Genomic DNA, 18,866 nt, shown 5'->3' on the forward strand with positions numbered 1-18,866 from the left:
ACTGGTTTTTCAGACATGCCCTTATTAAATTTTATTTAACGCTGTTTTACACCACCAAAACTGGCTCTACGAGAAAACCAACCATAATTAACTAAATCGTTTTATTAACAAACAAACAAACATGAACAAAAAGTTTACTAGACTTATTAGCCTAAGTCTTACCAAGCGGGGAAATGCTTTCAAAATTATGGCATGTACCCTGGCTGTCGGTTTGACATTAGAAGGACAGGCTGCTGCATTGAATGTAAATTCGGGCAATTCAAAAGCGACTGTTTCAGTGAAGATTAAAGCGGACATTGTTGTACGTGGTATTATTAAGGATGAAACAGGTTCTCCTTTACCAGGTGCTGGTGTTAAAGTAAAAGGGATGTCTACCACCGCTTCGGCAGACGTAAATGGTGCCTTCCAAATTACGGTGCCAAATCAACAAGCCATTCTTGTGATCTCTTATGTTGGATACGATCCATTAGAGGTGACTGTTGGAACTCAAACTGCAATTACTGTTCAATTGAAGCCTACGGGTAACAACCTTGAAGAGGTTGCTGTTGTGGCCTTCGGTACACAAAAGAAAGAAAGCTTAGTTGGTGCGCAATCTTCTGTTAAAGCTTCTGAGCTTAGACAACCGGTTGCGAACATCAGTTCTATGCTTGCGGGTAGAATTCCAGGACTTGTTGCGGTAACCCGTAACGGTGAGCCAGGTTCTGACCAGGCTGATATCTGGATCCGTGGTATTTCTAACATTGGTGGTGACCGTAACCCGCTTATCGTGGTTGATGGTGTGCCTAACCGTCCGATCAACGGATTAGCTCCTCAGGACATTGAGTCATTCACTATTCTAAAGGATGCTGCTGCTACTGCCGTTTATGGTATTCGTGGTGCAAACGGTGTAATCCTTGTAATTACTAAACAAGGTAAAGTAGGAACTCCTCAAATTACGGTAGATTATTACCAGGGTTTGACTACGTTTACTAAAAAACCTGAGCTAATTGACGGTGTTGACTACATGAACTTAGCGAATGAAGCTAGTATGACTGAGTTTATCCGTACTAAAAACACAGGAACTTTTACACCAAGATATTCTCAGGATATCATTAATAAAACTGCATCTGGTGTAGATCCAATTCTTTATCCAAATGTAAACTGGTTAGACGAGATCTTTAAAGACTTCGGACAGAACCGTACCGCAAATGCGAATCTTTCTGGTGGTGTTCAAAATGCACGTTACTACGTGTCTTTGGGATACTATGATGAAACTGGTTTGTTAAAAACTGATGATAGTCAATCTTTTAACTCGACTCAGAAATTCTCAAGATACAATGTGAGTACAAATTTAGACTGGGACCTTACGGGTACTACTAAATTGGCTTTAGGTATCAGAGGTGTTTTACAACAGGGAAATAACCCGGGTACAGAAACTGCTTCGGGTCTTTTTAACCAGGCTTTCCAAATTAACCCGGTTTCTTTCCCGGTTGTTTATCCAAACGGAACCATTCCAGGAATCTCCGGACAAGGTGATCAACGGAATCCATATGCGGATTTAACAAGAAGAGGGTATCGTACCAATTATACGAACCAGGTTTTCTCTAACTTACGTTTAACGCAGGATTTGAAGTTCTTAACTCAAGGGTTGAGCGCGACAGCTATGTTCTCTTTCGATGCGACTAACTCTAATGCGATTAACCGTAATAAGAGAGAGAGTACGTTTTATATCAGTCCAAATGATCCATATAATGCTGATGGAAGTTACAAATACCTTCAGACTTTTACTGGTCAGAACTTCTTAGGTTATGCGTTGGGAAACAGTGGTGATAAAAAACTTTATGGAGAGATCGCTTTAAATTACCAGAGAGATTTTGGTAAGCACTCGGTATCTGGTTTGTTGATCTACAACCAAAATGATAACATCAATGCTTTTGGTGGTAACTTTACCTTGTCTATTCCTTACAGAATGCATGGTGTTGCTGCCCGTGCAAGCTACGGTTATGACAACCGTTACTTTGCTGAGTTTAGTGTAGGTTACAATGGTTCTGAGAACTTTGCTCCGGACAGACGTTACGGTACATTCCCTGCATTCGGTTTAGGTTATATCCTATCCAACGAGAAATTCTTTGAGAACCTAAAAAACACTTTCCAATTGGTTAAATTCAGATATTCTGATGGTAAAGTTGGTAGTGGTGGTAGTTCATCAGGCTATGCTGGTGCTGAGGGAGATCGTTTTTACTATTTAACTAAAGTTGGTAGTGCAAACGGTTACTCATTTGGTTTAAGCAGAGCTGGTGTTGCTGGTTTGAATGTTACCGCTTATGGTGTTGACGTTTCATGGGCAGAAAGTCGTAAACAAGATTTAGGTTTTGAATTGAAAACTTTAAACAGCAACCTATCACTTATTGTTGATGTATTTAAAGAACACAGAACTGGTATCTTCTTAGGTAGAGGTTTGGTTCCTAACTACATCGGTTTGGTTTCTACTCCATCAGGTAACTTAGGTGAAACAGAGAATAAAGGTATTGATGGTACTGTAGAATACAGTGCTAAATTTTCTTCTGATTTTGACATTACCTTCAGAGCGAACTATACTTACAACAAAGATAAAATCATTGAAAATGACCAGGCACCAACCAAATTTCCATGGATGGAGCTAAGAGGACATAACATCCTTGCACGTACAGGATATATTGCAGACGGTCTATTTGTTGATCAGGCGCAGATTGATGCGAGTGCAAAACAATTTGGTACTTTATTGCCAGGTGATATTAAATACAAGGATTTAAATGGTGATGGTGTAATTGATGCATTTGACCGTACGATCATCGGACGTGGAGATGTACCTGCTTCTATTTATGGATTTGGTTTTGCCAGCAGATATAAAGGTTTTGAACTGTCTGCATTTTTCCAGGGACAACACAATGCTGAGATTGCCTTAGGTGGTGAAGCAATGACTCCATTTACTGGTTCTGGTGGTCAGAGTAACTTACACTCTATTGCTAATGACCGCTGGACTGTTGATAATCCTCGTCAGGATGCATTTTTCCCAAGGTTATCTTATGGTGTTAATAACAACAACTTCCAAACGAGTACATTCTGGTTACGTGATATCAGTTATATCCGTTTGAAAGACGTTCAGTTTGGTTATACTTTTAGTAAAGGAGTTAAACAAGTTGGCATTAAAAAACTAAGAATTTACGCTATTGGATATAATGTGTTTACAATTAGTGACTTTAAAATCTGGGATCCAGAATTAGCATCTAATAATGGTACCAGATACCCATTGATCTCTACGTACTCACTTGGTTTAACAGCTAACTTTTAATTATTATGAAGAAAATATATATATATGCGATAGCAGCCCTGTTTGTTACAGGGAACTATGGCTGCAAAAAATTTCTTGAGCAGGTTCCCAATGACCGTCTGACTTTTGATGAATCTTTTGCAACAAGATCTACCGTTGAACAATTATTGGCAAACGTTTACTCTACTTTACCTGATGAAATGCAGCAGCGTTTTCCTGCCAATGGAAATACTGCCGGCGCATGGACTGGTGCTTCTGATGAAGCTAACTATACTTTACCGAGTAGTTTCTCTAACAACATCAACAGTGGTAACTGGGATGCTACAACAGGTCAGGTGAATACCATGTGGCAATTATACTACAGAGGTATCCAGGCTTCAAGTAACTTTATGGCCAATGTTGGTAAATGTACCGACTGTAACAATAACGGTGTTGATTTAGTATCCCGTTACAGAGCTGAAGCCAAAGGGATTCGTGCGATCTATTATTACTACCTGCTTCGTCAATACGGACCACTTGTTTTATTAGGAAATGATCCAATTGCTGCTGATGCGCCAATTTCTGCGATCAGTAAACCACGCAGTACTTTTGACGAGTGTGTTGATTATATTGTTGCTGAATTAGACGGTGCTGCTGAAGGCCTGCCTGCATTGCCTCAGGGTGACAGCGATTATGGTCACGTAAACAAAGCGGTACTTCATGCTTACAAAATCCAGGTATTGTTAACTGCTGCAAGTCCGTTGTTTAATGGAAATACTGCTTATGCAGACTTCAAAAATGCGGATGGAACACAATTGGTTAGCCAAACTGTGAGTACTGCAAAATGGACAAGAGCTGCTGCAGCGGCAAAATCGTTCATTACTACGTATCCAAACTATAGTTTATTCAAAAAAACAGGTACTGCTCCGGCAGGTGTAGACCAGACTCTTTATAACGCATTCCTTGCTGTTCGCGATGTGATGTTAACGGACTGGAATTCTGAGGTTATTTTTGCTAAACCAAATGCGGATATTACCAATCTTGGTTACAACATGAGTCCAAACCATAACAATGGTAGCGGTGGTGATAAAGGCGGATCTTTCCTTTCTGCATCTCAGCAATTGGTTGAAGCTTATTTCATGGCTAATGGTAAACCAACTACTGATAATACTTCTGGATTTACCAGAACTGGATTTACAGATTATAAAGCTCCTGATGATAACATCATTAGATCGGTACAAAATATGTATGTAGGCAGAGAAGCTCGTTTTTATGCTGGTATTACCTATACTAACCGTAAATGGATCAATCCGAATACAACGCTTGTAACCAGTTTTGAATTTAACGGTAACGCAGGTAAAAGTTCCATTGGTAATGATGATTATTCATCTACAGGATATACCCAACGTAAAAACTTAGGTTTAAGCGGATGGTCTACCGGTGGAAGAACAAACATCTTTATCCGTTTGTCTGAGATCTATCTGGACTATGTTGAGGCGGCTTATGAAGCTAACCCTTCAGATCCTGATGTTTTGGTTTACTTAAACCTGATCAGAGAACGTGCTGGTATTCCTCAGTATGGTACTGGTGCAAATGCACTTCCGGTTCCAGCGGATCTTCGTGCGGCGATCAGACTAGAGAGACAAGTTGAACTTGCTTTCGAATCTCACCGTTATTTCGATACCAGAAGATGGAAAATTGCAGCGACAACAGATAAATTCATCAATGGCCTTGACATTACAAAAAATGCGGCTACTGGATTTTATAACATTGTTCAGCAAGAATCAAGGGTATTTGATGCGAAACATTACTTATGGCCTATACCAAACGGTGAGATCCAGAAAGTTCCTTTGTTGGTTCAAAACCCAGGATGGTAATATCCTTATAGTTTAACATTACATAAGAATAGGTTTTTTGCCAATGGCAAAAAACCTATTCTTATAATAAGCCGATCCTATTTCTATAAATCAACTGATAATCAACTAAATAAATCTATAATGAAGAACTTTTCCCTCTTACTATGTGTGGCCATTGCACTGACCAGCCTGGCCGCCTGTAAAAAGAAATCAACTGACGCTCCCGTTGTTACCCCTGTTGTGATTGTCCCGGAACCTGCAGGAACACCTCCAAGAACCTGGAAAGAACATTGGTTTGATCATATTCAAACGGTAAGCCGTGTGTATTATGATGCCGATCTTGCTGTTTATTATGATGGCGATGTAGACAGAACGATCTTATGGCCATTTAAGTTTATTGGCGATGTTTGGCGTTATACCAAAAAAACCTATGGCGGACATGGACCTGATCCGATATTGTATGCTATTTTTCATACCAACAAATACAGTGGAGGACATCCGGATTATTATTTTAGCGCGTCTCATGATTACCGGAATGTTATCGATTGTGGACCAGGCCCATGGCTAACACAATCTGGGAACATTGACCTGCCTACCCATGAAATATTTCATATTGTTGAATCTGCTACCTTTGATACCAAGGGTTCTGTTGGCTTTGGTAACTATCCGAATGGAATTTGGGGTGATAGTAAATTTGCCGAAATTTTTCAGTACGATGTATACCTGGGCTTAAATATGCCGGATGAGGCTAAGAGATGGCATGATAATGTACTTAACCAAACGACTACCTTTCCGGCTCCGGGTTCTTTATGGTATAAAAACTGGCTTTTTCCATGGTATAATGAGCATGGTAAAACTCAGGTGCTTGTCGACTTCTTTAAGTTGATATCCGAGAACTTTCCGAAGAATGCAACTAATAATTATACCAGGAAACTAAATTGGGGTGAGTTTATCCATTTCTCCAGCGGTGCTGCTAAATTTGATATGAAAGCACAGGCTACAATTGCTTTTGGATGGAATGATCAATGGGAAAGGGAATATGCGAAGGCAAAGACTGATTTTCCTAAAGTAAAATATTAAACCTACAGCAGATTTGTTAGTCTAATTTCTAATATAATCTCAAAATCAACATACACACAAATAAACAACAATCAAACGAATGAAAAAATCACTTCTTCTGATCGGTATGCTGGGCTGCATCATCAATGCTTCTGCCCAGGATCTCGAAACTGTTAAAAAGGACCGTTACACGCTAAACATCATTAATAAGAATGATCAGCTGAAGGACGACCTTAAAAAGGATCTTACAGATGCTTTTTTTAATGCTTATCCTGCATTTGCACGTGCGGACGGTTACCGTACCAAGCGCGAGGTGAATATGGAAATTTCCAATGATTATAAAGGTACTGTTTCTGCCTCCGCAGGTACCATTCAGATTAATCGTAAATGGTTAAAAAAGAATCCTAAGCATCTTGAAAGTGTATTGCAATATCAATTGTCACGCAATTGGGTTTCTGCTGATACGATTAAGAAAGACGGATATAGCCTGGTTTTCATCAGCAAAGATCCAAATCTTGATCTTAACGTTAAAAAAAACCTGATCGATACGTATTTTAAGATCTACCCAGTGCTGGTAGCTAAGTTCAATGACAAATCTACCAGGGATGTTCTTTTTGTTGTGGATACGGCGTATAAAGCGGTTGCTGAGGCAAGTGGCGGCCGGGTATTGTTCAGTGCCGGTTATATGAAGGCTCACCCTACGGATATTGATGTAGTTACGCATGAAACCATGCATATTGTACAAGGTTACGGTTATAGTGCCGGTCCGGTATGGTTGACTGAAGGTATTGCTGATTATGTCAGGTTTAAATATGGTGTGGATAACGTAGGTTCTAAATGGAGTTTGCCTGCGTTTAGCGACAAACAACATTATACCAACAGTTACCGGATTACGGCAAGGTTTTTTGAGTGGATCGATAAAACTCAAAAGGCAGGCATTGTTGACGAACTGGACAAAAGCTTAAGGGCGCATACGTATAATGATGGCAGCTGGAAAGCACTTACGGGTAAAACCATTGATGAATTATGGGCCGCTTATGCTGCTAACCCGGTGATTTAATCCTTGAATACTTTTTAACAGAAAGGCTCCCGATATTTTTCGGGAGCCTTTCTTGTGTAGTATACTTATTCGCCATCATTGAACGTGGCTACAGGTTTGCTTTAATTAAGAAGCTATTGTTTTTGTAGTCCTGCTTACGGCTACCTTTTTAACGGTACTGATGATTGAATTGGTGTCATATCCGCAGAGTGCCCACAATTCGGGTTGTTCTCCATGTTCGATGAATTCATCTGGAATTCCGAGCCTGGTTACCTGGCTATTGTATTTATGGTCCGCCATGAATTCCAGCACTGCACTGCCCATTCCTCCCTGTAAGCAACCATCTTCGATGGTGATTACATTTTGGTAACGGCTAAATATATCGTGCAGCATATTTTCATCCAGTGGTTTAACAAAACGCATGTCATAATGCGCAGGATGGATGCCTTCACTGTTCAATTCGTTACAGGCTTCAACGGCAAAGTTACCTACATGGCCCAGGGTTAGGATGGCTACATCTTCTCCATCGCATATTTTTCGGCCTTTACCAACTTCAATGGCTTTAAACGGGCGTTTCCAGTCTGCCAGCATGCCATTTCCTCTTGGATAACGGATAGAGAACGGGCCCATATTTTCCTGCTGTGCGGTGTACATCAGGTTGCGGAGTTCTTCTTCATTCATTGGTGCTGCAACCGTCATATTGGGAATGCTGCGCATGTAAGCGAGATCGTATGCCCCATGGTGGGTGGCGCCGTCTGCGCCGGCCAGACCTGCGCGGTCTAAACAGAATACTACGTTTAGATTTTGTATGGCTACATCATGGATTACCTGATCGTATGCCCGCTGCATAAAGCTGGAGTAGATGTTGCAAAATGGTACCAGTCCCTGTGTTGCCAATCCTGCGGAGAAAGTTACGGCATGCTGTTCTGCAATACCCACATCGAACGCACGGTTCGGCATGGCTTTCATCATGATGTTCATGGATGATCCTGAGGGCATGGCGGGGGTGATGCCTACAATTTTAGCATTGGCTTCTGCAAGCTCTACCAAGGTATGTCCAAATACGTCCTGATATTTTGGTGGTTGTGGTTTATCCACCACAGATTTTTTTATTTCGCCGGTAATTTTATCAAAGAGACCCGGAGCGTGCCATTTGGTCTGGTCTTTTTCTGCGAGTGCAAAACCCTTGCCTTTTACGGTTACACAATGTAATAGTTTTGGTCCGGGAATGTCTTTCAGGTCTTTGATGATCTGCGCAAGGCGCACCACATCATGCCCGTCTACCGGGCCAAAATACCTGAAGTTTAAGGCTTCAAATAAATTGCTTTGTTTGAGCAATGTACCTTTGATGCTTTTTTCTATTTTCTTAACAAACTTATGTGCGTTTGGGCCAAGCTCTGAGAGCTTGATGAGCACATTGGAAATGTCATCGCGAAAGCGGTTGTATGATTTTGAGGTGGTGATGCTGGTTAAATATTCTTTTAATGCGCCTACATTTGGATCTATGGACATGCAATTGTCATTGAGCACCACTAAAAGGTTTGAGTTCTCAATTCCGGCATGGTTTAAGCCTTCAAAAGCAAGTCCGGCGGTCATCGCGCCATCGCCAATTACGGCAACATGCTGCCGGTCTGTTTCGCCCTTATACTGTGAGGCTACTGCCATACCCAGTGCTGCAGAGATGGAGGTAGAAGAATGGCCTACCCCAAACGTATCGTACTCACTTTCAGAGATCTTCGGGAAGCCACTGATTCCATTGATGATCCGGTTGGTGTGGAATACAGATTTGCGACCGGTAAGGATCTTATGTCCGTATGCCTGGTGGCCCACATCCCACACGAGCTTGTCGTACGGTGTGTTTAATGCATAATGTAAAGCTACTGTAAGTTCCACTACACCAAGACTTGCCCCAAAATGGCCACCATTAACACTCACTACATCAATAATGTACTGACGTAATTCCTGACTAATCTGTTCCAGATCTTGTTCTTTATACTGCTTTAGATCAGCAGGATAATTTATGGTTGGTAGTAATGGACCCCTAGTATCTTCCATGTAGTAATTAAAGAGTAGAAAGTACAAAGTAAGGTATTTTGTTCTCAAACTAAGAAGGAAAATCATTAATTTTACAAAAATATACTTCAATAAATGACTAGAGATACTTTAATTTTTGATTTGATTGACAGGGAATTGGACCGTCAGGAAAATGGACTTGAACTGATAGCTTCAGAAAATTTTGTAAGCAAGCAGGTAATGGAAGCAGCAGGTTCTTGTTTAACCAACAAATATGCCGAAGGCCTTCCGGGCAAACGGTATTATGGGGGTTGCCAGGTAGTAGACGAGGTGGAAACCCTTGCTATTGAGCGTGCTAAAAAATTATTTGGTGCAGAATGGGTAAATGTGCAGCCGCATTCCGGTGCACAGGCAAATGCCGCAGTGATGCTGGCAGTGATCCAGCCGGGAGATAAGATCTTAGGTTTTGACCTTTCTCATGGCGGCCATTTAACACACGGTTCTCCGGTTAATTTTTCAGGAAAATTGTATCATCCTTTATTTTATGGCGTTAAAAAAGAAGATGGATTAATTGATTATGCGAAGCTGGAAGCACTTGCATTAGCGGAGCGCCCGAAGCTTATTATTTGTGGTGCTTCTGCCTATTCCAGGGAATGGGATTATGCATTTATCCGTAGGGTTGCAGATCAGATCGGTGCTTTGGTACTTGCAGATATCTCTCATCCTGCAGGGATGATTGCACGCGGTTTACTTGCTGATCCGCTTCCGCATTGTCATATTGTAACGACAACTACACATAAAACCCTTCGCGGACCACGTGGTGGTATGATCATGATGGGTAAGGATTTTGAAAACCCTTTTGGACTGAAAACCCCTAAAGGAGAGGTCAGAATGATGTCGTCAGTATTGGATATGGCCGTTTTTCCAGGAACTCAGGGCGGACCGCTAGAGCATATCATTGCAGCTAAGGCCATCGCTTTTGGTGAGGCACTTAGTGATGAATACCTGACGTACATTACCCAGGTTAAAGTGAATGCACAAGCGATGGCTAAAGCATTTGTGGCTAAGGGCTATGGGATCATTTCTGGCGGAACGGACAACCATCTCATGCTGATTGATCTGAGAAATAAAAATATTACGGGTAAGGTTGCTGAAAATGCGCTGGAAAAAGCAGATATTACCGTAAATAAGAATATGGTTCCTTTTGATGATAAGTCTCCTTTTGTAACCTCTGGTATCCGTGTTGGAACTGCAGCGATTACGACAAGAGGTCTTAAAGAAACTGAAATGGAACTGATTGTTGATCTAATTGACCAGGTGATTACGAATGCCGAAGATGAAGAAAATCTGAAGCAGGTTAAAAAACAAGTGGCTGATCTGGCCGGTAAGTTCCCGCTGTATAAATAAACAGGTTTAAAGTTATAAATGTTATCAGAGAGCAATAGAAATTCATCAACCAATGAAGATGACCGTATAAGCGCCTTGCATCGGTATAATATTTTGGACACGCCCAATGAGGATGAGTTCGATAATATTACGCAGCTTGCTGCCCTGATCTGTAATGTGCCCATTGCGGGAATTGTACTGGTTGATGAACAATTGCTTTTTTTAAAGTCTGTCATCGGAACGAACCTCAGATCTGTATCCCGTGAAAATTCTTTCAGCAATTATGTGATCCAGGGGGATGGTCTTCTGGAGGTGAGTGATACATTTAAGGATGACCGGTTTAAGCTGCATCCGAGTGTGACTTCTGATCCGAATATCCGTTTTTTTGCCGGAACTCCTTTACTGGATGAGCAGGGCTTTAAATTGGGTATGATCTATGTGTGTGATGTGGTGCCGAAGGTACTTACCAATGAGCAGAGAAGGGGACTGGATACCTTATCTAAAGAGATCATTACCCACCTGACCTTAAAGAAGAAAACGGCCGACCTGGAAGCGAAGTCCAAACGCTTTGAGGAGATGCTCAATTTATCGACTGTTTCTCCTGAAATTCATTGTATCCTTGATTATAGCGGAAAGATCCTGTTCATTAACGATGCGGTAACGAATATACTGGAATACAGTGTAGAAGAAGCTGTAGGTTTAAGCATGTGGGGATTTTGTGAGCGTGAGGATATTGAACGGGTAATCCGGGTTGTTGAGGATGGGCTGGCAAATAAGGTCAAGAATTTCAATGTCGATTTTCGTATTGTCAGTAAAACCGGTATTGTACGCTGGTTAAGCTGGAATATGGTTGCTAAGGAGGGGCGCTGGTATACCTACGGACGTGATGTTACGGAAAGTAAACGGGTAGAAAATGAGCTGATGCAGCTTTCTTTTGTTGCCAGTAAGGTAAACAATGCGATTGTAATCAATGATGCGAACAACCATGTAACCTGGGTTAATGCGGCATTTGAAAAGATAACAGGCTTTACCCTGGAGGATTTAAAGGGCAAGCGCCTGGGCGACCTGATTGCCGGACCTAAAACGGATTTAGATCTGCTTGAAAGAGCCAGGGAACTAACGAAGCAGAATCAATCCTTTACGGTTGACCTGTTGTCGTATAGAAAAGATAAACAGCCCATCTGGTTGTCTATTTATAATACTGTGGTACTTAATGATGACGGTGAGGTAGATATTGAAGTAGAGATCATCCTGGATATCACTGATAAGAAAAAGGCTGAGGAAGAACTTCAAATCCTTTCATTGGTTGCCAGCAAAACGAATACCGGTGTTAACATTTCTGATGAATATGGCCATACGACCTGGGTAAACCAATCTTTAGAGCGGCTAATTGGTTATACGCTGGATGAGTTGCAGGGTAATCAGCTTGGTAATGTAATTTCTAAAGATGAGACGCAGCGGGACCTGATTGAATCATCAAGGGATAAGACAAAGAACAGGGAGTCGTATGCTATTGAGGTTAAGGCAACGACAAAGGCTGGAGAACCGGTTTGGTTATCGGTATCGAATACACCGATCATTAATGATAAGGGAAAAGTTGAGCGTCAGATTGACCTGATCACAGACATTACCCAACGCAAGCAGATTGAGAAAGAGCTGGTGGAATCAAAAGAACAGGCGCTTCAGTTGAGTGAGGCTAAAGAAATGTTTCTATCGGTGATGAGCCATGAGATCAGAACACCGCTTAATGCCGTTATTGGGATGACGCATCTGCTGATTGACAACGATCCTAAGGAATCGCAGATCGCTGACCTGAATATCCTGAAGTTCTCTTCTGAGAATTTGCTTCATATTATTAACGATATTTTAGATTTTACGAAGATCGAAACCGGAAACCTGCAACTGGAATCTGTTCCCTTTAACATCAAAACCCTGGCTATTGACAGTGTCAATTCGCTGCAGGTTAATGCGGCCGCTAAGGGGAATGTTCTGGATCTTTATGTGGATGAACGAATTCCTGAGCTTGTTCTGGGCGATCAAACCAGGCTTTATCAGATCCTGATGAATTTGCTGGGCAATGCGATTAAATTTACCGGTTACGGTAAAGTAGCGTTGTCAATCAGCGCTGGCATGGAGAGCGCAGACGATATAAATATTGATTTTGAAGTTAGTGATACCGGGATCGGGATTCCTGAAGATAAGCTCTCTTACATTTTTGAGACCTTTACGCAGGCCAAAACCGATATTTCCCGAAAATACGGGGGTACAGGACTTGGTCTGGCCATTACGAAAAAGCTGCTGAAGCTGTACCTTTCGGATATTGTGGTTACGAGTAAAGAACACGCTGGAACTACATTTTCTTTTTCAATCTGTTTTAAAAAGCTAATGGCTGATTCAAAAAAGGTTGACCTTTCAAAAAATCAGGTCTCATTTGAGGATAAGCATATTCTGGTCGTTGACGACAATGAGATCAATATTTTGATTGCCAGCCGGATTCTCAGTAAATGGGGATTTAATCTTGATTTTGCATCTAATGGGCAGGAGGCAATAGACATGGTTATGAAAAAAGTTTACGATCTGATCTTTATGGATATCAAGATGCCCGGGATTGATGGTTTTGAAACTGCTGTTCTCATTAGAGATTTAGACGGCGATTATTTTAAGTCTGTTCCAATCATTGCTTTGACTGCTTCGACACTTCAGGATGAGGAACTTAAATTTAAAGCGTCTGGGATGAACGGGCACATTTTAAAGCCTTTTAAGCCGGAAGAGATCAGGGAAGTAATCCATTCGTATTTTTCTAAATAAGTTCAAATTTCCTTAAAAAAATAAAGGGCCGATGTTCCATGGGAATGGAATTATCGACCCTTAAATTAACGCTCTCAAGACAAAGGAACAAAATATTTTTGAACTACCAAAGTAAAATGTATTATTTTTTTGGATTTGAGAAAGATTATTTTGTTAATACGATTTAGCAGGTTCTTTTAGCAATGTGTTAAAAATACTTTTTTTCAAAAAGTAAAGGGCCGATATCTCTATGAAGAAAATATCGACCCTTACCATCTAAATTAACGCTCTCATCAATATTAACGAGTGCATATGCGATTTGTTATCATTACTGTGATTTTTTTTCATTAATGTTCGTAACATCCAAGGCTTGAAGGGAATGATCTGGTTAAGTTATTGAGATCTTTACTGAGCATGCTGTTGAAATAAGGATCATTGCTCAGGTCTTTTCCTTTACGAACTGCATTGCTGTTTACCTGAAGGGTAAAGTTGTTTCTGCTAAAATCAAAAAAGCCAGGATCTGTGTTGAGCAAATTCCCATTTCCGGCATAGGTTTGCAGGTTGGTTTTGATGAGGTTATTTTGAAGGATTGGTTCAGGTATTAAACTTGTCTTTTTTTCGATTAAAAATTCTTCTGTCAGGGTTCCCCAGATGATGTTATTTACGATTTCGAGGTTGAGCGTGGAAGAGACACTGCCATTTTGGTCTGAAAAATACAATGCTGGTGTTTGGCGTGGGAAATTAAAATTATAGCCTGCAAAGGTATTCTGTTTGAGGTTATACCGTCCGCCGCCAACGCCGTACAGGAGATACTGACCTGTATTGTGAAACAGGTTATTGAATGCATCCAGTTCCGTTTTATAACCTATAAAGCCAGCTATTTCCATATTCTTGATGATGCTGTTATAAAGGATCAGTTTTGGACTGCTATTTATTGACAATGAATCTGAGGTGATCCCGATTACTGCATTTTTAATCAGCGAATAGCCGATGGCGGAGTTTGTGCTGCTGTTGTAAAAATGAATGCCGTTCCATTGTCCGGATAGTTCTTCATACTCGCTTTCCAGGCGGTCGCTGGAAAATAAAATGGGGTTTGATACATTTCCTGATGCGCGTAAAGATCCTTTAACCAGCATGCCCGAATTGCCGTGGAACAGTACTTTTACACCGGGCTGTATGGTTAGGGTTGTGTTTTCAGCTATCGTTACCGATTTGTAAATGATATAGGGCAGGGTATTGGTCCAGTTCGTATTTTTGTTGATCACCTGATCGTTGATAAATACAGCATTCTGGCCGTATGCAATTAAGGGTACAGATTGCTTATTTCCATTGATGCTAAACAAGATGGAGTCTTGTACAATGAATGGCTGGTTCTGGTTATTGGGATTGATGGTTACTTTGATGTAAACATTGATAGAGTCTTTTCCTGCAACTTCTGTGTTGGTCTTTTGGTTTACCGGGAAGCCATTGATGATTAAGCTAAAGTAGGAGCTTGATCCTCCGCTTAGCTGGATGTTACTGATGTTGATGGTTTTCTGGCTGGTATTGTACACCTTAATCCTTTTATTTACGGAACCTACCGTTGTAAATACAGTGTCGAACAGTACGGTGTCTGATGAGAATGCCAGTTTGATGCTTTTGTCTGTTGTAATTTCTTCGGCCTTATTGCAGGAACTGATCATGCCCACCATCATGAGCATTGCAGGTATTGTAATTGCCTTTAATGCAACAACAAACTGTTTTGAAATCGAATAAGACAAGCACATTAAACAAAGATGCAAAATTTACTTATTCTGCAAAGGCCGCACCTGCAATACTTAATTTTTTAACGGGAATTTTGATCAGTTCAAGTGCACAGGCTTCGATAGTTGCACCGGTAGTGATCACATCATCGACCAATAAGATATGTTTGTCTGTAAATATAATAGGATCTGCCACAGTAAATACGGCTTTCATGTTTTCATACCGTTGATATCTGCCTTTGCTGGTCTGTGTTTCGGTTTTGTTCTTTTTGATCAGACCCGTTGTGTTTACCGGGACTTTTAAAACTGCAGAGATGCCCTGGGCAATGCAAAGACTTTGATTGTATCCACGCTGTCTTTCTTTCTTTTTGTGCATGGGGACCGGAACGATCAGGTCTATCTGTTCATAAAATGGTGATAACTGTAATCTTTCGGCAATCAGTGCTCCTAATTTGACACCTAGTTTGGGCTGATTTCCATATTTTAATTGATGGATTATATTTTGCACCCTGGCCCCCTTTCTAAAATAGAGCATGGCCATTGCTGCATGGAAAGGAAACTTGCCCCAAAATTGCCTGGCTACTGCATTGTCTGCATGCTGATGATGATCTGTAAATGGAATTTGATGCAGGCACTTACTGCAAATGTATGATTCGCCATGATACATCTGCCTGTTGCAGCCGCTGCACAGATTTGGAAATAAGAGGCTGATGATGTCCTGTAATAAATAATTAGCTATGCCCATTGGCTAGTTTAATTATTTTTATTGCTTCACTGGTGATTTAAATCAGCAGTATTTAAAAGAAACCTGGTTTCGCAACGCTGTAAACCATAAGCCATAAACCGGAGAACGTGAGAACGTGAGAACAAATCGCCTTAAGTTCATTGTGTGTCAGGCCGGAGCATGCAGGCCGGAAGACGTGATTTTAGTTCTGCTCTTTAACTGCCAGTTGTCCGCATGCGGCATCAATGTCCTTGCCCCGGCTTCTTCTGATATTTGTAGTTACACCCTGGCTTTTGAGGTAATTGGAGAAGGCATCGATCTTGTCTCCTTCGGCATTGATAAAGTCGGCAAACTGTATCGGGTTATATTCGATCAGGTTTACTTTGCAGGGTACATGTTTGCAGAATTTAGCGAGTTCCATGGCATCTGCAATCTCGTCATTAAAGTTATTGAAAACGATATACTCGTAGGTTACCGGGTTCTTGGTTTTTGAGAAATAGTATTTCAATGATTCTTCCAATGCCTTTAATGAATTGTGCTCATTGATGGGCATAATTTCATTTCTCTTTTTGTCATTGGCTGCGTGAAGGGATAGGGCAAGATTAAATTTAGCACCGTCATCACCCAGTTTCTTAATCATTTTTGAGATTCCGGCTGTTGAAACGGTAATGCGTTTGTAAGACATATTAAGCCCGTCTGGCGCCGTAATCCTTTCAATAGATTTCATGACATTGGCATAGTTGAGCAGCGGCTCGCCCATTCCCATATATACGATATTGGTTAATGGGGCATTGTAATTTTTCCTGGCCTGTTCATCGATCAATACCACCTGATCATAAATTTCATCGGCATTGAGGTTCCTTTTACGGTCCATATAGCCTGTTGCACAGAATTTACAGGTAAGGCTGCAGCCTACTTGTGAACTTACACAGGCCGTCATGCGCTCATCCATTGGGATCAGTACCCCTTCAACAATATTTCCGTCGTACAGTCTGAATGTATTTTTGATGGTGTGATCGTTGCTGAACTGGGAGTTATTGACTTCTACAACATTGATGGCATAATTTTCATCCAGTTTGCTTCTAAGGTCTTTAGACAGGTTGCTCATTTCTGAAAAACTGCGGGCAGACTTTTCCCAGAGCCATTGATAAACTTGTTTGGCCCTATAAGAAGGCTCCTGCATTGCAATAAAGTGCGATTGCAGCTGAGGCAGATCAAGAGAACGGATGTCTATTTTCTTTGTAGGAGTCATTTGGCTACAAAGTTAAGTAAAAATGCTTGATTAACGCTTTGGGCTTCTCGTTTTTGCTGCTGGGGTTCCAGATCTGCCTTTTGATGGCTTTACCGGCCTTTTACTTGGGCCGTTGGTTTTATTCCAGTCGGTTGAACTCGCTGCTGCTTTAAAACTGCCTGAAGGTTTAGCTGCCGATTTTGGTGCAGATTTGCCTTTGCCGCCTGCAGGTCTGTCTGCCCGGGTTACGGATGCAGCAGATTTACCATATGCTTTTCTTGGCGCTGCAGATCTGCGTTTCGGGGTTACATTTTCTGAAATATCTTCTTCTTCTGGTTTTGCTTTTGGTTTTTTGGTTACTCTTTTTGGTGCTGATGCACTTTCCAAAGAACTTGATTTGGCCACCATGTTAAAGATATCCGTAAGTTCTTCTGGCGTTAGCTCGCGCCATTCGCCCAGGGGAATGCCTTTTAATCCAATATTCATGATCCTTACGCGCTCCAGTTTGGTTACTTCAAATCCAAAATGCTCACACATTCTTCTAATCTGGCGGTTTAAGCCTTGAATTAACGTAATCTTAAATACAAATGGACTTTCTTTAACCACCTTACATTTCTTGGTCATTACGCCAAGAACAGGAACTCCTTTAGCCATACCGCTTAAAAAGGCTTCGGTTAATGGTTTGCTAACGGTAACGATATACTCTTTCTCATGGTTGTTACCTGCGCGAAGGATCTTATTGACAAGATCACCATTGTTTGTTAAAAAGATGAGGCCCTGTGAATCTTTATCTAAACGTCCGATCGGAAAAACCCGTTCGCTATGGTTTACATGATCAACAATATTACTTTTAACGCCGGCTTCTGTGGTACTGGTAATGCCAGCTGGTTTATTATAGGCAATAAGAATCGAATTGTCTACCGCCTGTGGTTCTATGGTTTGACCATTTACGGTTACCATATCCCCAAAAAACACTTTGTCGCCTACCTTAGCTTTCTTGCCGTTAATATATACATTGCCCTGCTCTATATATCTGTCTGCAGCTCTTCTGGAACAAAGGCCGCTTTCACTAATGTATTTATTTAATCGGGTGGTAGAATCAGACATGTGGTTATGGGTATTAATTGAATATTTTTACAAAGAAATCAATTAATACCCATATATACTATCAAAATATGATAAAGCTGTGGCTTTTAGAAGCTCATCTCATCTGCGCTTGGACCATAGCTGCCAGGAATTGGAATATTTAGCAAGCGTAAATAGACACCTAGTTGAGCCCTGTGGTGAACAATTTGATTCAGGCTCATTCTGATCACTTCTGATTTGGATCGTGTGGAGTAGATCTCTTCACCATTTCTCATGGTCCACGGTTTTTCTAAAATGAGTTCATACTCTTCCTGCAGACTACTTGCGCCATCAACGAGGCTTTCTTCAAAATAATCGAGTAATTCTTCAGATGTATTGAGCTCTTTTGGCTGGTACATATTATTTGAGAAGTCCAGTTCATCCGTACTGATGGCCATGCTGATCCATCCGGGAAGTTCGGCCAGGTGTGTGGCCAGTCTTTTAACGGTCATGCTTTTTTCGTGTGGCTGCCAGCCGAAAAGTTCTGTAGGTACACGTTCTAACATTTTGCGGGTGGTTATCGATTCTGCTGATAACTCTTTGAAGTACATTTTTATTAAGCTCATGATTATTTGTTTTGTACTACAAATAAACCGGGCTTTACTGACAACCCTATGGCAGTCTGTTTTCTGGTGC

The 18,866-nt window shown here is 41.2% G+C and carries 12 protein-coding genes; 6 read left to right on the top strand and 6 right to left on the bottom strand.

The features are described 5' to 3' along the window. Positions 1 to 187 precede the first annotated feature (187 nt). The 4 genes from ATK78_RS10740 to ATK78_RS10755 all read left to right on the top strand — a co-directional run bounded on the left by ATK78_RS10740 (position 188) and on the right by ATK78_RS10755 (position 7,243). Positions 188 to 3,310 carry a SusC/RagA family TonB-linked outer membrane protein gene (locus tag ATK78_RS10740; protein WP_243732497.1) on the top strand — a complete coding sequence of 1,041 codons (3,123 nt, stop codon included), beginning with the start codon at positions 188 to 190 and terminating at the stop codon, positions 3,308 to 3,310. Positions 3,311 to 3,315: 5 nt separating this feature from the next. Then, a complete protein-coding gene (locus ATK78_RS10745; protein ID WP_133576085.1) occupies positions 3,316 to 5,145 on the top strand; it encodes a RagB/SusD family nutrient uptake outer membrane protein in 1,830 nt (609 codons plus the stop codon). 120 nt (positions 5,146 to 5,265) lie between these two features. Further along, positions 5,266 to 6,204: a hypothetical protein gene (locus ATK78_RS10750; protein ID WP_133576086.1), complete on the top strand. Its 939-nt coding sequence runs from the start codon at positions 5,266 to 5,268 to the stop codon at positions 6,202 to 6,204. Positions 6,205 to 6,283: 79 nt separating this feature from the next. Then, positions 6,284 to 7,243, top strand: coding sequence for a basic secretory protein-like protein (locus ATK78_RS10755; RefSeq protein WP_133576087.1), 960 nt, complete (start codon positions 6,284 to 6,286; stop codon positions 7,241 to 7,243). A 105-nt stretch (positions 7,244 to 7,348) separates the two neighbouring features. Here ATK78_RS10755 and dxs read toward each other — a convergent pair whose 3' ends face one another. Further along, the gene (dxs, locus tag ATK78_RS10760; RefSeq protein WP_133576088.1) at positions 7,349 to 9,277 is read right to left on the bottom strand and encodes a 1-deoxy-D-xylulose-5-phosphate synthase; all 1,929 of its coding nucleotides are present in this window, start codon (positions 9,275 to 9,277) and stop codon (positions 7,349 to 7,351) included. A gap of 93 nt (positions 9,278 to 9,370) precedes the next feature. On the opposite strand from dxs, the gene glyA reads away from it, so the two are divergent. Together glyA and ATK78_RS10770 are read left to right on the top strand one after the other, a co-directional pair. Then, positions 9,371 to 10,642 (top strand): serine hydroxymethyltransferase, encoded by a 1,272-nt coding sequence (gene glyA, locus ATK78_RS10765; protein WP_133576089.1) that lies wholly within the window; start codon positions 9,371 to 9,373, stop codon positions 10,640 to 10,642. An 18-nt stretch (positions 10,643 to 10,660) separates the two neighbouring features. Continuing rightward, a complete protein-coding gene (locus ATK78_RS10770; protein ID WP_133576090.1) occupies positions 10,661 to 13,429 on the top strand; it encodes a PAS domain S-box protein in 2,769 nt (922 codons plus the stop codon). Between the two features lie 326 nt (positions 13,430 to 13,755). Here ATK78_RS10770 and ATK78_RS10775 read toward each other — a convergent pair whose 3' ends face one another. The 5 genes from ATK78_RS10775 to ATK78_RS10795 all read right to left on the bottom strand — a co-directional run bounded on the left by ATK78_RS10775 (position 13,756) and on the right by ATK78_RS10795 (position 18,796). Further along, entirely contained in the window at positions 13,756 to 15,168 is a 1,413-nt protein-coding gene (locus ATK78_RS10775) for a hypothetical protein (RefSeq protein ID WP_133576091.1), read from the bottom strand. 28 nt (positions 15,169 to 15,196) lie between these two features. Further along, positions 15,197 to 15,895, bottom strand: a complete 699-nt coding sequence (locus ATK78_RS10780; RefSeq protein ID WP_133576092.1) for a ComF family protein — start codon at positions 15,893 to 15,895, stop codon at positions 15,197 to 15,199. Positions 15,896 to 16,076: 181 nt separating this feature from the next. Continuing rightward, complete coding sequence (gene rlmN / locus ATK78_RS10785) at positions 16,077 to 17,126, bottom strand: 23S rRNA (adenine(2503)-C(2))-methyltransferase RlmN (RefSeq protein WP_133576093.1); 1,050 nt, start codon at positions 17,124 to 17,126, stop codon at positions 16,077 to 16,079. A 30-nt stretch (positions 17,127 to 17,156) separates the two neighbouring features. Then, complete coding sequence (rluF, locus tag ATK78_RS10790) at positions 17,157 to 18,212, bottom strand: 23S rRNA pseudouridine(2604) synthase RluF (protein WP_133576094.1); 1,056 nt, start codon at positions 18,210 to 18,212, stop codon at positions 17,157 to 17,159. Between the two features lie 86 nt (positions 18,213 to 18,298). Next, complete coding sequence (locus ATK78_RS10795) at positions 18,299 to 18,796, bottom strand: DinB family protein (RefSeq protein WP_133576095.1); 498 nt, start codon at positions 18,794 to 18,796, stop codon at positions 18,299 to 18,301. Between the last annotated feature and the right edge of the window lie 70 nt (positions 18,797 to 18,866).

The sequence above is a fragment of the Pedobacter metabolipauper genome (assembly GCF_004362715.1).
Lineage (GTDB): Bacteria > Bacteroidota > Bacteroidia > Sphingobacteriales > Sphingobacteriaceae > Pedobacter > Pedobacter metabolipauper.

Bases quoted from the DNA above. Each gene is read 5' to 3' on its own strand.
- ATK78_RS10740 (WP_243732497.1), top strand. From the start codon at position 188: ATGGCATGTACCCTGGCTGTCGGTTTGACATTAGAAGGACAGGCTGCT.
- ATK78_RS10745 (WP_133576085.1), top strand. From the start codon at position 3,316: ATGAAGAAAATATATATATATGCGATAGCAGCCCTGTTTGTTACAGGG.
- ATK78_RS10750 (WP_133576086.1), top strand. From the start codon at position 5,266: ATGAAGAACTTTTCCCTCTTACTATGTGTGGCCATTGCACTGACCAGC.
- ATK78_RS10755 (WP_133576087.1), top strand. From the start codon at position 6,284: ATGAAAAAATCACTTCTTCTGATCGGTATGCTGGGCTGCATCATCAAT.
- dxs (WP_133576088.1), bottom strand. From the start codon at position 9,277: ATGGAAGATACTAGGGGTCCATTACTACCAACCATAAATTATCCTGCT.
- glyA (WP_133576089.1), top strand. From the start codon at position 9,371: ATGACTAGAGATACTTTAATTTTTGATTTGATTGACAGGGAATTGGAC.
- ATK78_RS10770 (WP_133576090.1), top strand. From the start codon at position 10,661: ATGTTATCAGAGAGCAATAGAAATTCATCAACCAATGAAGATGACCGT.
- ATK78_RS10780 (WP_133576092.1), bottom strand. From the start codon at position 15,895: ATGGGCATAGCTAATTATTTATTACAGGACATCATCAGCCTCTTATTT.
- rlmN (WP_133576093.1), bottom strand. From the start codon at position 17,126: ATGACTCCTACAAAGAAAATAGACATCCGTTCTCTTGATCTGCCTCAG.
- rluF (WP_133576094.1), bottom strand. From the start codon at position 18,212: ATGTCTGATTCTACCACCCGATTAAATAAATACATTAGTGAAAGCGGC.
- ATK78_RS10795 (WP_133576095.1), bottom strand. From the start codon at position 18,796: ATGAGCTTAATAAAAATGTACTTCAAAGAGTTATCAGCAGAATCGATA.